14 protein-coding genes are annotated in these 13,518 nt (G+C 42.8%); 4 read left to right on the top strand and 10 right to left on the bottom strand.

Annotation, left to right across the window (positions count from 1 at the left end; genetic code table 11):
• Nucleotides 1-192: 192 nt before the first annotated feature.
• Nucleotides 193-900, bottom strand: a complete 708-nt coding sequence (locus NRI27_RS16025; RefSeq protein WP_371391613.1) for a DsbA family oxidoreductase — start codon at nt 898-900, stop codon at nt 193-195.
• A 103-nt stretch (nt 901-1,003) separates the two neighbouring features.
• Between NRI27_RS16025 and NRI27_RS16030 the strand changes: the two genes are divergently transcribed.
• Both NRI27_RS16030 and NRI27_RS16035 read left to right on the top strand, forming a co-directional pair.
• Complete coding sequence (locus NRI27_RS16030; RefSeq protein WP_371391614.1) at nt 1,004-2,380, top strand: FAD-dependent oxidoreductase; 1,377 nt, start codon at nt 1,004-1,006, stop codon at nt 2,378-2,380.
• A gap of 39 nt (nt 2,381-2,419) precedes the next feature.
• Nucleotides 2,420-3,205, top strand: coding sequence for an AAA family ATPase (locus NRI27_RS16035; protein ID WP_371391615.1), 786 nt, complete (start codon nt 2,420-2,422; stop codon nt 3,203-3,205).
• Nucleotides 3,206-3,306: 101 nt separating this feature from the next.
• Here NRI27_RS16035 and NRI27_RS16040 read toward each other — a convergent pair whose 3' ends face one another.
• Nucleotides 3,307-4,233 carry a manganese-dependent inorganic pyrophosphatase gene (locus NRI27_RS16040; protein ID WP_317945110.1) on the bottom strand — a complete coding sequence of 309 codons (927 nt, stop codon included), beginning with the start codon at nt 4,231-4,233 and terminating at the stop codon, nt 3,307-3,309.
• 40 nt (nt 4,234-4,273) lie between these two features.
• A complete protein-coding gene (locus NRI27_RS16045) occupies nt 4,274-4,717 on the bottom strand; it encodes an Rrf2 family transcriptional regulator (RefSeq protein WP_371391616.1) in 444 nt (147 codons plus the stop codon).
• 163 nt (nt 4,718-4,880) lie between these two features.
• Here NRI27_RS16045 and hmpA point away from each other — a divergent pair, with 163 nt between their 5' ends.
• Nucleotides 4,881-6,068, top strand: coding sequence for an NO-inducible flavohemoprotein (gene hmpA / locus NRI27_RS16050; RefSeq protein ID WP_371391617.1), 1,188 nt, complete (start codon nt 4,881-4,883; stop codon nt 6,066-6,068).
• Nucleotides 6,069-6,378: 310 nt separating this feature from the next.
• Here the strand turns inward: hmpA and NRI27_RS16055 are convergent, their stop codons facing one another.
• From NRI27_RS16055 to NRI27_RS16070, 4 genes are all read right to left on the bottom strand, one after another.
• Nucleotides 6,379-7,176: an alpha/beta fold hydrolase gene (locus NRI27_RS16055; RefSeq protein WP_371391618.1), complete on the bottom strand. Its 798-nt coding sequence runs from the start codon at nt 7,174-7,176 to the stop codon at nt 6,379-6,381.
• A gap of 249 nt (nt 7,177-7,425) precedes the next feature.
• On the bottom strand, nt 7,426-8,484 hold the full coding sequence (locus NRI27_RS16060) for a YkvI family membrane protein (protein ID WP_317945116.1): 1,059 nt from the start codon (nt 8,482-8,484) through the stop codon (nt 7,426-7,428).
• A gap of 216 nt (nt 8,485-8,700) precedes the next feature.
• Nucleotides 8,701-9,216 carry a type 1 glutamine amidotransferase domain-containing protein gene (locus NRI27_RS16065; RefSeq protein ID WP_371391619.1) on the bottom strand — a complete coding sequence of 172 codons (516 nt, stop codon included), beginning with the start codon at nt 9,214-9,216 and terminating at the stop codon, nt 8,701-8,703.
• Between the two features lie 65 nt (nt 9,217-9,281).
• The gene (locus NRI27_RS16070) at nt 9,282-9,875 is read right to left on the bottom strand and encodes a DNA-3-methyladenine glycosylase (RefSeq protein ID WP_371391620.1); all 594 of its coding nucleotides are present in this window, start codon (nt 9,873-9,875) and stop codon (nt 9,282-9,284) included.
• 78 nt (nt 9,876-9,953) lie between these two features.
• On the opposite strand from NRI27_RS16070, the gene NRI27_RS16075 reads away from it, so the two are divergent.
• Complete coding sequence (locus NRI27_RS16075; protein ID WP_317945119.1) at nt 9,954-10,247, top strand: nucleotide pyrophosphohydrolase; 294 nt, start codon at nt 9,954-9,956, stop codon at nt 10,245-10,247.
• A 159-nt stretch (nt 10,248-10,406) separates the two neighbouring features.
• Here the strand turns inward: NRI27_RS16075 and NRI27_RS16080 are convergent, their stop codons facing one another.
• The 3 genes from NRI27_RS16080 to NRI27_RS16090 form a co-directional block, all read right to left on the bottom strand.
• Nucleotides 10,407-12,140, bottom strand: a complete 1,734-nt coding sequence (locus NRI27_RS16080) for an ABC transporter ATP-binding protein (RefSeq protein WP_371391621.1) — start codon at nt 12,138-12,140, stop codon at nt 10,407-10,409.
• Between the two features lie 92 nt (nt 12,141-12,232).
• Nucleotides 12,233-12,778 (bottom strand): P-loop NTPase family protein, encoded by a 546-nt coding sequence (locus NRI27_RS16085; RefSeq protein ID WP_371391622.1) that lies wholly within the window; start codon nt 12,776-12,778, stop codon nt 12,233-12,235.
• On the bottom strand, nt 12,771-13,433 hold the full coding sequence (locus NRI27_RS16090) for a uracil-DNA glycosylase (protein WP_317945123.1): 663 nt from the start codon (nt 13,431-13,433) through the stop codon (nt 12,771-12,773). The genes NRI27_RS16085 and NRI27_RS16090 overlap by 8 nt, the downstream gene beginning before the upstream one ends.
• Nucleotides 13,434-13,518: the final 85 nt, after the last annotated feature.

The following is a 13,518-nucleotide window of genomic DNA, read 5'->3' on the forward strand; positions in this document are numbered from 1 at the left end:
CGACTGCATTAATTCTTAACGCCCACGGGCATTGAAAATATTCCAATGAAACGATTCGCATCTTACATTCTCATTTACTCCCTCTATCGAGGAGCCTTCCACCGCAATCCACACAAAAAATATGCACGAGGACGAATAGCCCTTCATGCATATTTGAGTTGCGGCAAATGGTATTCCTACTCTATCTGTAACTTATATTTCACACTGATCGTCTGTGCAAACGCCTTTTCCTTCACTGCCGAGCACTTGCAATTTGGGTTGAATGCCTTCTTCTTTTGCGACTTTCTCTAATGCTTCTGCAAATGCTTGTGCAGGCTGCGCTCCTGAAATAGCATATTTGCGATTAATGACAAAGAACGGTACGCCCTGAACCCCGATTTGCCTTGCTTCTTCGATGTCTTGTTGAACATCTGCGGCAAATTCGTCAGATTGGAGCATGGCAGATACATGTTCTTTTGACATGCCTGCTTCTTCAGCAATATTCAATAGCGTCTCTTCCTTGCCAAGCGCTTCGCCTTTTAGGAAGGACCCTTGCATTAATCGCTCAGAAACCGCATCCGCCTTCCCTTCAGTGGCGGCAAGCTTTGCAAGCCGGTGTGCGTTAAACGTATTGGCTACCTTCATGCCATCCACATCATAGTGCAATCCAACCGTCTTCGCTTGTTCCGCGACATTCGCCATCATGTTTTTCGCTTCATCCAAACTGACACCGTATTTCTTTGCCAATCCGTCGAGCATAGGCGCTTCCGATGTTGTTGGTGTGTTTGGGTCCAATTGATACGCTTTGAATTCCACTTCGACTTGACCGGCTAAATTTGTAGATGCAAGTGCCTCTTCTAACCGGCGTTTTCCGATGTAACAAAAAGGACAAACATAATCTGACCATATCTCAATTTTCATTAACAGCCCCCACCTTTCTACTTCTATTTTAGATTTCATTCATTATGGCAACAATGAATATGCCTGCTATCGCAGTAGTTAACAATAAATTGGAGGATTATTAATGAAACACTCACTTTGGTTACAAACTGCCTATAAACGCAACGCCTATCCCCCACTGGATAAAGATGTAACATGTGATGTCTGTATTGTTGGCGGTGGGTTAAGTGGACTTGCCAATGCTTATTTCCTTGCGAAGGAAGGGAAAGATGTCATTTTACTAGAAAAAGATGAGATTCTTTGTGGAGCAACCGGTCATTCAACAGGGAAATTGACCGTGCAACATGATGTAGTGTATGCCGATTTAATTAAACAGTTTGGTCGTGAAAATGCAAAGTTGTATTATGAAGCGAATCGGCAAGCTGTGCTGTTTGGGGAATCCATCGCTGAAGGTGATGAACTTCGAAACGCAGATTCCATCTTGTTCTCGCAATCAAAATACGGAACTGAAAAACTTCAAGACGAGATGAAAGCATATGAGGAGATTGGTATTCCGGGAGAACTCGGAAGGAACAGTGAACTTCCACTAAAAACAGAAGCTACATTGACAATTAAACGCGAAGCACAACTACATCCTGTACGATTCGGTCAGCATCTAGCTAAATTAGCAGTGCAAGCTGGTGCCCGTATTTATGAAAAGACGGATGTCCGGTTAATGGATTTAAAAAAACGCGTAGTGTACACAAGTAGTGAGCACGAAATTCAATTCTCCAACCTCCTATTGTGCACGCATTATCCAATTGAAGCGCTGCGAGGTTTGCAAATTTTAAAGTTAAGCGTCAATCGCTCCTATATCGTGTCATGCTATGCAAACATGCCACTTCAAGGGCAGTATATTTCAGTAGATAACCCGAAACGTTCAGTCCGTACCGTATATATTGACGGAAAGACCCATTTCTTACTAGCCGGCGAATCCCATGTAGCAGGAACGGAAAAAGCGACTCAAATTCATTATGAAACGTTATCGTTTGAATTACGGAATACGTACCAACTAGAAGCCTTGAAATATGGCTGGTCTGCCCAAGACCCATCTACACCTGACCTAATCCCTTATGCGGGTATCATTTCTTCTAGCATGCCGTATGTATACATTAATACGGGTTTCCGAAAATGGGGCTTGTCAAACGCCATTGCCAGTGCGCGCATTATTACTGACCAAATCGTTGGACGTGAAAACAAAGCGATATCTTTATATGCCCCGGATCGCACAGGTTTTGGATCGTTCCTTTTACAAGCTTTGCGCAATACTGGACTTGTAGTAAAAGAGTTTACGGGCGGCCATATTACACGAACCGATTCTCCTATATGTACACACATGGGGTGCAGGACACGTTGGAATGAAGCGGATCAGACGTGGGACTGCCCATGTCACGGTTCCCGCTTTCGTACAGACGGTTCTGTCCTAGAAGGACCTGCTACTAAACCACTCGATTTGAATTGAGCCACTTTTCAAGTATACTGACGAAAAGGGGTGTAAGGGATGTCTGTCAGAGAGATTAAAAGAAAGTACACGACGATGGACGACCGTTATCCATTTAATTTGGACATTGTTCGTAGGTTTGACGGATTAGCATTTTCCGCACCCGTGACAATTATTGTCGGTGATAATGGTTGTGGAAAGACGACGTTGTTAGAAGGAATTGCTGCTGCAGCGGGAAGCATTTTGATTAGCGGAGAGCATATGGAAAAGGACCATTCGCTCTCTCCAGCATTTGAACTTGCAGAAGACTTGAAGATTATTTGGTCCTTGAAATCGAATAATGGCTTCTTTTTTCGCGCAGCAGATTTCATTACATATACGCGAAGTGTTGCAACAATGCGTGAAGATGCACGAGCAAAAATAGAGGAAATAAAGCAACGAGATCCATATAGCCTAGAAGTTTTGCCGTATGCAAAAACGTACCATGAACTACGTAGTCTTTACGGAGAAGGATTGGAAAAACGTTCACACGGAGAAAGTTTTTTCGACTTATTTCAAGCAAGATTTCGACCTGGAGGTTTTTATATTCTGGACGAACCGGAAGCACCTTTGTCGCCGCAAAATCAGCTGACACTTCTTGCGATGATACATGAGATGACGAAAGAAGGAGCTCAGTTCCTTATTGCTACTCATTCCCCCATCATGATGGCTTATCCGTACGCCGATTTGTATGAAGTGCAAAATGGTGTTCTGGAGCCGGCTATATTTGATGAACTGTCACATGTTCAGTTAACGAGAGATTTTTTGCATACACCCGATCGCTATTTACGTCATTTATTCAACTAAATTTCTAACACCACTATACTTATTGCAAAAGTAAAATACCGCATGGAAACGAGGTTATGATAACCAAGCTTCATGCGGTATTTTTGTCCCTCATATCACTTTTATTTCAATGCTTCCGTTAAAATCGGGACGATTTGTTTCTTACGGGAAACGACACCTTTAAAGATTGCAGTATTGTTTGTTAGCCCTACATTGAATGCTGCACACGCACGTTCAGCAGCTTGTCCAAGCGCAATGACAGTTGAATCATTGTTTAGAATATCCGTCACAACAAATAGGAAAAGTGACAGGTCCTTCTCTTCAATAATACTGTTTAACAATACTTCAAGCTCTGATTGACGGTCTAATACATCGTTCACTTCAATGGCATTCACCTGAGCGATTTCAATCTTTGCATCACCGATTGTAAATTCTTTTGCGTCTAGAGAAACGAGTTCTTCAAGGGACTTGCCGCTTAAATCCGCTCCCGCTTTTAACATTTCCAAGCCGTACACTTCTGCGTCAACATCTGCAATTGCTGCAAGTTCCTCAGCTGCTTTGCGATCCTCTTCGGTAAATGTTGGGGATTTGAATAACAGGGAATCCGAGATAATTGCTGATAGCATAAGGCCTGCAATTTCTTTCGGAATCTCTACATCATGTTCTTTGTAAAGTTTCTTCAAAATCGTTGCCGTACAACCAACTGGCTCAGCACGGTAGTACAGTGGATCTGCCGTTTGGAAGTTTGCAATACGGTGGTGGTCAATGACTTCAATCACTTGAACTTCTTCAATGTCATCCACACTTTGTTGTTTTTCGTTGTGATCGACAAGGATGACTTGTTTTGTTTCAGAAGCTGCTGTTTCAATTAATCTCGGTGCTTCAAAACCAAATTGCCCTAGAGCGTAAGCAGTTTCACCAGAAATGGAGCCAAGACGAACCGCTTCTGCATCCATTCCGATTTGTTGTTTTAAATACGCATAGCTGATTGCCGATGTGATGGAATCGGTATCAGGGTTTTTATGTCCAAATACTAATACTTTACTCATAAGTATCCTCCTACTATTGTTTATCTTCCTACATATTCTATCACAAAGGTTTGCTGAACAAAATTGCTGCTAGCTCTTCTTTGTTTACGATGAAGTCCGCAATTGTGTACTGGTCTAATACTGCTAAATAGGCTAAGAGTGCTTCTTGCAGAGCACCTTTTAGTCGACAAGCAGGCGTAAGGACGCAAAGATTGCCTTCAGGTTTAAAACATTCTACTAGATGAAAGTCGTCTTCTGTCTTCCTTACGAGCTCGCCAACATTAATATGTTCCGGTTTCACATTCAACCGGACACCGCCGCCACGCCCACGAACCGTTTCAACTAGCCCCATCTTGCCTAATTCATGAACAACCTTTGTTAGATGATTTTTTGATATGCCATACGTGTCCGATATCTCTTGAACGCGTGATAGCTCACCAAATTCTTTAGTACCTAAATAGATCAGTACGCGCAATGAAAAATCCGTATATAAAGTCAAACGCATAACATCACCGCTCTTTCACATTTTATTATAGCGATTATGACAGGAAGGTGAAAGGTATGTGTCTAAAAATAGAACTCTACATTAAAGTTATATATAAAATATATCTTTAAACAACATAATCGTTTATTGTGGAATTAACAAAACAAGAAAGGTTGTGCACTACATGCTCTCTCAACAAACAATCGATATTGTAAAGTCAACAGTACCCGTTCTTGAACAACACGGAAAAACGATTACGACCGTTTTTTATAGAAATATGTTTGAAGCGCATCCTGAGTTATTAAATATTTTTAACCATGCAAACCAATCAAAGGGGCGTCAACAAACTGCTCTTGCCAATGCGGTATATGCAGCTGCAGCAAATATTGATAACCTTGGCGCCATTATTCCTGCGGTTATTCAAATTGGCCACAAACACCGTTCATTAGGAATTCTGCCCGAGCATTATCCAATCGTGGGATATCATCTTCTCGGAGCCATTAAAGAAGTTCTTGGTGATGCAGCAACTTCTGAGATTATTGAGGCTTGGGGCGAAGCATACGGAATTATAGCCGATGCATTTATTGGTATCGAAAAAGACATGTACGACAAAGCGGAAGATACAGCAGGTGGTTGGAGACTGTTCAAAGAATTCACTGTCGTCAATAAAGTACAAGAAAGCGACGTCATCACTTCTTTCTACTTTAAACCCGTTGACGGTAAGGAACTACCTTCTTTTAAACCTGGTCAGTACATTACAGTGCGATTCACCATTCCAGGTGAGGAATACATGATTAATCGTCAATACAGCTTATCGCAAGCTCCTGGGAAAGATACATTCAGTATTTCTGTTAAGCGAGAAGATGCATGCGAACCGATGGGGAAAGCATCCGTTCACCTTCACAAGCAGTTACATGTCGGCGACACGATTGAAATCAGTGCACCTGCAGGAGATTTTTATCTTGATACAGACAGCAAGACACCTGTGACGTTAATTAGTGGAGGGGTAGGCATTACGCCAATGATGGCAATGGTTCAGTCGATTGCACTACAATCACCTGAACGTCCTGTTGCATTCCTTCATTCTGCACGCACACGGAACCACCAAGCATTTGATGAAGATCTGCGCAATATGGGTCAAGACTTAACAAACTACACATACGAAACGCTTTACTCTGAAGAAGGAGATGGGTTCATCACACGCGAATTCCTAGCGCAACACATGCTAGAAGGCAGCGATGTCTATGTCTGTGGTCCAACTCCATTCATGCAAGCGGTCATTTCCGGATTAGTCGCGAATGACGTTGCCAAAGAACAGATTCACTATGAATTCTTTGGACCTGCTGAAGAACTAACACTTGTAACTGCATAAAACAAAGCGCAGCGTCCTTAAACAAAGACTGCTGCGCTCAGAGTGTAGACAAAGTTGATTTTTTACTTTGCCTACACTTATTTAATGAAATTTGTGATACATATAAAGTCCTTCAGCCTGATTGAAAACGCTTGTCAGTTGGAAGGCAGTCTAAGTTCGGGACGTCCTGTCCCAACGACTGCATGACCTGCATCGTGCAGGCCCGCCCGAAGTCAAGCGAAGACGCGAATAGAACTAAAGTTCATGAGCGGACGAGCGCGACGAGCAACAACGGATGCGAGCGTTTGTCAACAGGCTGAACGCAGCCTCCTTACACAAAGACGGCTGCGTTTTGTTGTTCGATTTTGGCAATGTAATCAATCGATATTCGATTAAACTCGTCAGGCTGATCGATGTTACATACATGCCCGGCATTTTTAATTGCAATATATTCAAAGGTCTTACTCATTTTGACAACTTTTTCTACCGGCGGGATGAAAAGGTAGTCTTCATCTCCCATTAAAAACAAGGTTGGAATGGACGTTGTTGACATTTGCAATCGCGACAAGTAAGGATTTATGAGGTGGGTCAATGAGAACCATTTGACGAATTCTTTTTGGCACATCTTTTTTGCTTCATTCACAAAAACCATACGCGATTCCTCATGCTCTTTGCGCGGCATGATAATATATGCTAACAGCTTGTACAATAACATGTAAGGCACTATTCGTTTAGACACATTGCCGACAAACAACAAAAATTTTGTACGGACATCCAGTCGGATGATAGCGCCACCTAATACGAGCGATTTCACTCGGCTTGGAAAATTGTCCGCCATTGTTTGGGCAACTATTGTTCCTAATGACATTCCGACAACGTGCGTCTGTGGCACTTGCAATTCATCTAACACATCAATAACTTCCTTTGAAATATCTGCAAAGCTGTCGCCTTTTTTCCAGCGACCCCTTTCTGATTTCCCGTGGCCACGAAGATCGACTAACAGTATATTGTAGTGTTTCCGATATTCACGTATTTGCTTGAACCAAACCGAAGAACTTCCACCAGCACCATGAATAAATGTAACCCATGGAGCTTCTTCTGCTTTTACATACGTTCGATAGTGAATCAAATGCTTCATCCTTTCGCCAAATGGATGTCGTATCACATGTCTATCCTTCACTCAAGTAAGCGAATAGAGATCTATGCAAGACATCATTTGAGAATAGCTGTAGTTTTCACTACTCCTTTACCATTAAACCATCGTGCGACTTCGACTGACAACCAATTGTGTAGTCCCACAAGTGAAGTTATGTCGAGTTTTTGACAAAAAGAAAGATTGCTACCAGACAAAATCCGGAGCAATCTTGTTTTTCATTGACTAGTATCGATTTGCTTTTTTTGGTAGTTTGAATGATGTATAAATCAAGATTCCCGAAAGCAGTAATCCGATATAGCCGATAAATGGATAGAGATGCGCGACAAGGTTTTTAAATCCGAAAAAGCTTAATGCAAATCCAATAATCAAAGTAATCAGTACGAATGATCTGAACGTTTTTGTACCAATTGTTGTAAAACGTGCTCCAAATGCATAAAACATACTTACAGCTGTGTTAAAAATCATTCCGTACAACACAAATGCCATTAAGGTTGCAAGAATTGGTGAGATGTCATTAATGATCGCTAACATTGGCAAGTCCGCGTCCCCTACTACGTCGACTTTTGAGAATATCGCCAAATGAGATAGTAAAATCATAATACCAAGTCCAAGACCACCAACTAACCCACCAAGTGCAGCTGTTCTTTCATCCTTCTCTGCGCCACCCATGACGAGCGACATCGACGCCCCAACTGCAATATTAAAGGATACATAATTGATACCCGAGATAAACCAATTTGGCAATGTCGTATCCACTTCATTGGCAATTGGATTAAGTGCAGCAAACGATTGATCCATCGTCGTCAAGCAATAGACGGATACAACAATGACCGCTAAAATTAGAAAAGGTGTAATACTACCGATAACTCCTACAACTTTATCGACATTCAATAGAATTGTTGCAAATACAAGAATGACCATTAGTAAACTACCGACAAATGACGGTAATCCGAATTGCTGCTCAAGGTTTGAACCCGCACCAGCAACCATGACGACACCTACGCCAAAAAGTGTCAAGATAATAATAAAATCAATCACCAGTCCAATGTAGAAACCACTAATCTTATAGATGACCTCTTTATGTGATTTCGTCTGCATCCGACTACCAAGTCTCGTCAATATCATTCCTATGTACGCAAATAAAGCTGTAGATATTATTGCCGCCGCAATCCCCATGAAACCGAAACTAGTAAAGTACTGCAAAATCTCTTGACCGGAAGCAAATCCTGCACCGACAATAATCCCGATGAAAGCGCTTCCCATTTTTAACACTTTTTTCACATTTTGTCCCCCCTATGTTGTTAGCAATTCACACTATGTATGTACGAAATAATTAGAAATTTTAGTACATATTTAGCAATCCCGTCTTAATCTACCATGCATTTGCTTTCATTTCAAGAACATTACGTATTATACGTCCCTTTCAATCATTTTCAATTGACAGATTTAACGAGCGAAATGAAAGGACTGCTCCATTAAAGAGCAGCCCACTACACATCATTTATTTAGTAGTTGCTTTGATTCGCGAATGAACGCCGGTAAGTCATCAGGTGTCCTGCTCGTCACGAGCTGGTTATCGCAAACGACAACTTCTTTATCTAAGAACTTCGCACCTGCATATTCCATATCCACTTGGATGGATTTGTAGCCTGTCGCATGTCGCCCTTCTAGCGTTTTTGCTGTAATGAGAAGCTGTGGACCATGGCAAATTGCAAAAACCGGTTTACAATCGTCCATAAATCTCTTCGCAAACTGGACAAATCGATCATCTGCACGAAGCTGATCCGGTGAAAAACCACCAGGTATGAAAAGTGCGTCAAAGTCGGCTGCGTTAACTTCGTCAATTCCTTTGTCAATCGTTACCGTCGTTCCGTCGCTCTTTCCTTTCACTTCCTTGCCTGCCTCTTTTTCAATGGTCACTACTTCGTGACCAGCCTCTTTGAAAGCGTCAGCAGGTTGTGTGTACTCAGAGTCTTCGAATAGGTTTGTAATGACTGTAGCTATTTTCGCCATTTGACTAATCATCCTTTCATATTTCGTAAGCCCTACTACTATTCCACAGTATCCATCATCTAAACTTATGGCCGATATTTTGAGACATAAGGATTATCTTTTTCAAAAAAACGCCAAGGATAATGAACCGCCTCCCCAGAGTTACCGATCCCTACGCGCGGGCCTGTTTCAATTTCCAATGTTTCCAATCCTTTCGCAAGGAACAATGGTTGTTCTGTCCATCGATGTCCATAATAATGCATCGTCACACCTAAAGCTTTTGACAGTTTACCAGGGCCATTCGTCCAATCTTTCATTTTCAACTTTTCACCCCGGTTCTCTTGCATCAAGTGAAGCCCTTCTACTGGTTCAGCTGCACGAAGTAGAACTGCATGAGGAATCCCCCTCGGTCCACAGACGACATTCATTAAGGTGTGTGTATGCATTTGATACGTATACACATACCCCGGTTCGTCAAACATAATTTCCGTCCGCTTCGTCCGTCGATTCCCATAACTATGTGCAGCTCGATCTTCCGGGCCGTGATAGGCTTCCGTCTCAACAATCCTGGCAACAATTAGCCCGTTAGGTGTCTCATGGACAATCAACTGTCCAACAAGTCGCTTCGCTAGTTCAAGCACAGGCGCTTCAAAAAACGTTTGATCGAGTCGTTCGTACATGTTAATTCCCCCTTCACGTCCCTTTATTATGTAAAAACCATCCTGTATACTCAAGAAAAATGGTGAAGGATGAGATACATGGAACAACTCCAAGAAGCACTACGAAAATTTTCTGAAGAACGTGGTTGGACAGGCAACCGAGATGCACGCAATCTGGCAATTTCCATATCACTTGAAGCGAGTGAACTCCTTGAACACTTTCAATGGCAGTCACCTGAGGAAGCGGTGGCTGCAAGAAGAGATGAAATTGCAGAAGAAGCAGCAGATGTACTCATCTATTTGGTACAGTTTGCAGATGCGCTGAATATCGACTTGCTTGAAGCAGCCCGTGCCAAAATGGCTAAAAATGCAGAGCGGTTTCCGATTGGTTGATTGAGGAGCGGGTGATGAGGCAAGTAGTTCGTGCATGGCGGACAAAGCCTACTGCAAGTTCTCGTTAGAAGCTGTTTAGCCAAAAATCGCATGAAGCCAAGTATCGAATTGGTTTCATGCGATTAGATTTATCGTTCATTCAACTACATGAACATTCTTTCATGACAATCCTTGTCCTTCTGCAAATTCCTTGTACATGGCGTGCGAATGCATCAACTCACTATGCGTGCCAATCCCAGTAATACGACCGGCTTCTAGGAATATGAGTTGATCGGCGTCAATAACAGTCGATAAGCGATGGGCTATGATGAGGGTTGTTCGACCTTCCATTAACCGTTGCAATGCTTCCTGCACATGCGTCTCAGAACCACTATCCAAATTGGACGTCGCTTCGTCTAACAGCAAGATTTCAGGGTCATGCAACAATGCTCTTGCAATTGCAATACGCTGGCGTTGCCCTCCAGACAGTTTCATACCCCGCTCGCCCACAAGTGTGTCAAAACCATCTTCCATCTCGTCAATGAATTGAAGCGCATTTGCCGCTTCGGCTGCTCCACGGATTTCATCCAAGGAAGGACGTCTTTCCAGTCCATAAGCGATGTTATCTACAATGGTACCGCTTAACAACGGACTTTCCTGCGATACATAGCCGATTCGTTTTCGCCAATCACCTAACGCAATAGCTTCAATGGGCGCGTCACCGATGAATACACCACCTTCAGTTGGCACATAAAATCGTTCAATCAGTGAAAAGATTGTTGTTTTCCCTCCACCACTTGGTCCAACAAAAGCGGTTACAGAACCTGGTCTAGCTTGGAATGTGATATTTTGTAGCACTTGCTTGCCTGATTCATAAGCAAAGTCAACAGCGCGAAACTCGAGGATGCTCTTATCAATGACGGAAGTCCCTTCAGCTCGTTCACTGTCCATACGCAATATTTGTTGTATACGCTCTGTTGCACCTACCGCTTTTTGAAAAATTGTAAAGACCTGAGCCATTTGTGCAAACGGAATAATGATTTGAAACATAAGAAAAATGATAGCGACGAGTGTCCCTGCAGTTAAATCTCCTTTGGCCACTTGAGCGCCACCGTAGCCAAGGATGACGACTAAAATGCTCATCATGACGAGGGTCATTACAGGGGATATGATCGCTTGAATTTTTGCTTCTTTTAATCCGAAGGTAAACAAAGAGCGAATGGCCTGTTCACCTTTTTCCCCTTCACTCTTTTCAGCACGATATGCTTTCACGAGACGGATATCTCCTAATACACGTCCAAGATGCCCCGAGAACTTTGCCATTTCGCCTTGCGTCGCTCTTGCAATCTTATGCATAATCCGACCAAGCGGGAAAATGATTGCCATACTAATTGGAATACTGACAAGCATGATCAGCGTCATTTTCCAATCCAACACAAACAAAATTGCGACAGCACCGATAATTGAAATGATACCCGTTATGAAAGATACGAGATGATCGGAAACCAATTGTTTCAACATCGTCGTATCTTGTGTAATCCGACTCATCGTCTCGCCTGTTTCATTGTCATCGTAATACGAAACCGGGAGTCTCAATATCTTCGACCACAACTTCCCTCGTAAATCAGCGACAATCGTTTCACCGATGAACGCCAGTAAGTAGAAGGATACACCCCCTAATACCGCCTGGAGAATAAAAACTGCAAACAAAAAAATCGCTGTCTGCCAATTAAATGACGCTGTTGTTAAAGAATCGACCAATTGCTTTGTCACGAGCGGAACAGCAAGACTTGCCCCTGTAGAAAGCAATGCAAGAAAAAGCGCAAGCACTGTCTTTCCTTTCGGCCACTTTAACTGTTGCAATAAAGCAAAGAATTCCTTCATCGATCCTTTCGTTTGGACCGTACTATCCATGTTGACACCTCACAACTCCTATAAAAATACATTCAATAGTAAACAGGATTTCATTTAAATGGTTACTGTAAAAGTTCGTACACATTTATCAATTATCTCTTTCTTGTGCTACGAACCTCGACACTACTTTCAATTTCCAACTTCTCAAGCCACTTCTTCACTTCTGCAGGACTTTGTAACACGAGCACATCTGCATTGACACGTTCCATCATTCGGTAGACACCTGGCCGTTTCTTTTTCGGATACGTCCATATAAATTTTATAAATTCCCAATCCACTTTTTCTGGACATCCTGGTGCCATATCTGGCCGTGTCTTCCCTCGGTTTTGCCATCTACGTTTGAATACACGGGCTAAACAAAGCCAATTTGGAAAATCGAGAAAAATGACCAAGTCGGCGTACTGCGCTCGCATTTCAATTGTGGAATTAAAATTGCCATCGATGACCCATGCCGGCTGCTCTAACTCACACTGAAGCTTTTCCCGGAATTCGAATTTTGGGGTCGGCACCCATCCTTCGTTCCAAAAGAGGGCATCCAGGTGAATGACAGGCAACTTCAGTTTCTCGGCGAGTGTCACGGACAGTGTGGACTTCCCTGCACCACTACAACCAATGAGCAAGATGCGTTTACTATCCATCTTGTCCCTCCTCTATTTGCTGTAACAGTTTGCCGATTGCTAACCAATCTGCTTCCAAATCCGGTCGATGAGAAGGGCGATAGAATACAGATGCAGGGTGAAAAGTAGGTACAAGTCGATAGGCCTTTTCCGTCCAGCTAAACGTCGGTTCATCCAATGACTGCAAGCAGCGGACGGGTTGCTCAAGTAATTGACCGTGTAATTCCGTAACTTTCGCTTCTTTACCGAGCAACCTTTGTAAACCGACATTCCCTAACGTTACAATTAGCTTGGGCTGAACATTCGCGATTTCATAGTCAAGGATCGGCGCATGCGCAATAATCTCCTTCTGCGTTGGCGGACGATTGTACTTTCTTGTCGTCTTTGTCCCATCTCGTTCTCGTTTCTCTCCCCATTTGTACGGTCTACTTCGCACAGCGCTTGTAATATAGACATCTTCACGTGTTAATCCGATTGTTGCGAGAGATTTCATAAGCTCTTTTCCTGCACGTCCAATGAAGGGAATACCATCGACAACCTCAAATTCTCCAGGAGCCTCACCAATAAGCATCAGTTTAGGATGTTGTGGACCTTCTCCATACACAAACCCTTCGACCGGAAATCCTTCAATTCGTTCCTTGCCCAATTGCGCAATGTTTTCAGGTATGCGAAACATTAATCCACTCCCTTTCAGCCTTGTTTCTAACAGATGTACCTGTCTATTCCCTTTCTACTCGATTTTAATTTTACTTGTGGAATTC

It is taken from the genome of Sporosarcina sp. OR05, assembly GCF_041414805.1.
Taxonomy (GTDB): domain Bacteria; phylum Bacillota; class Bacilli; order Bacillales_A; family Planococcaceae; genus Sporosarcina; species Sporosarcina saromensis.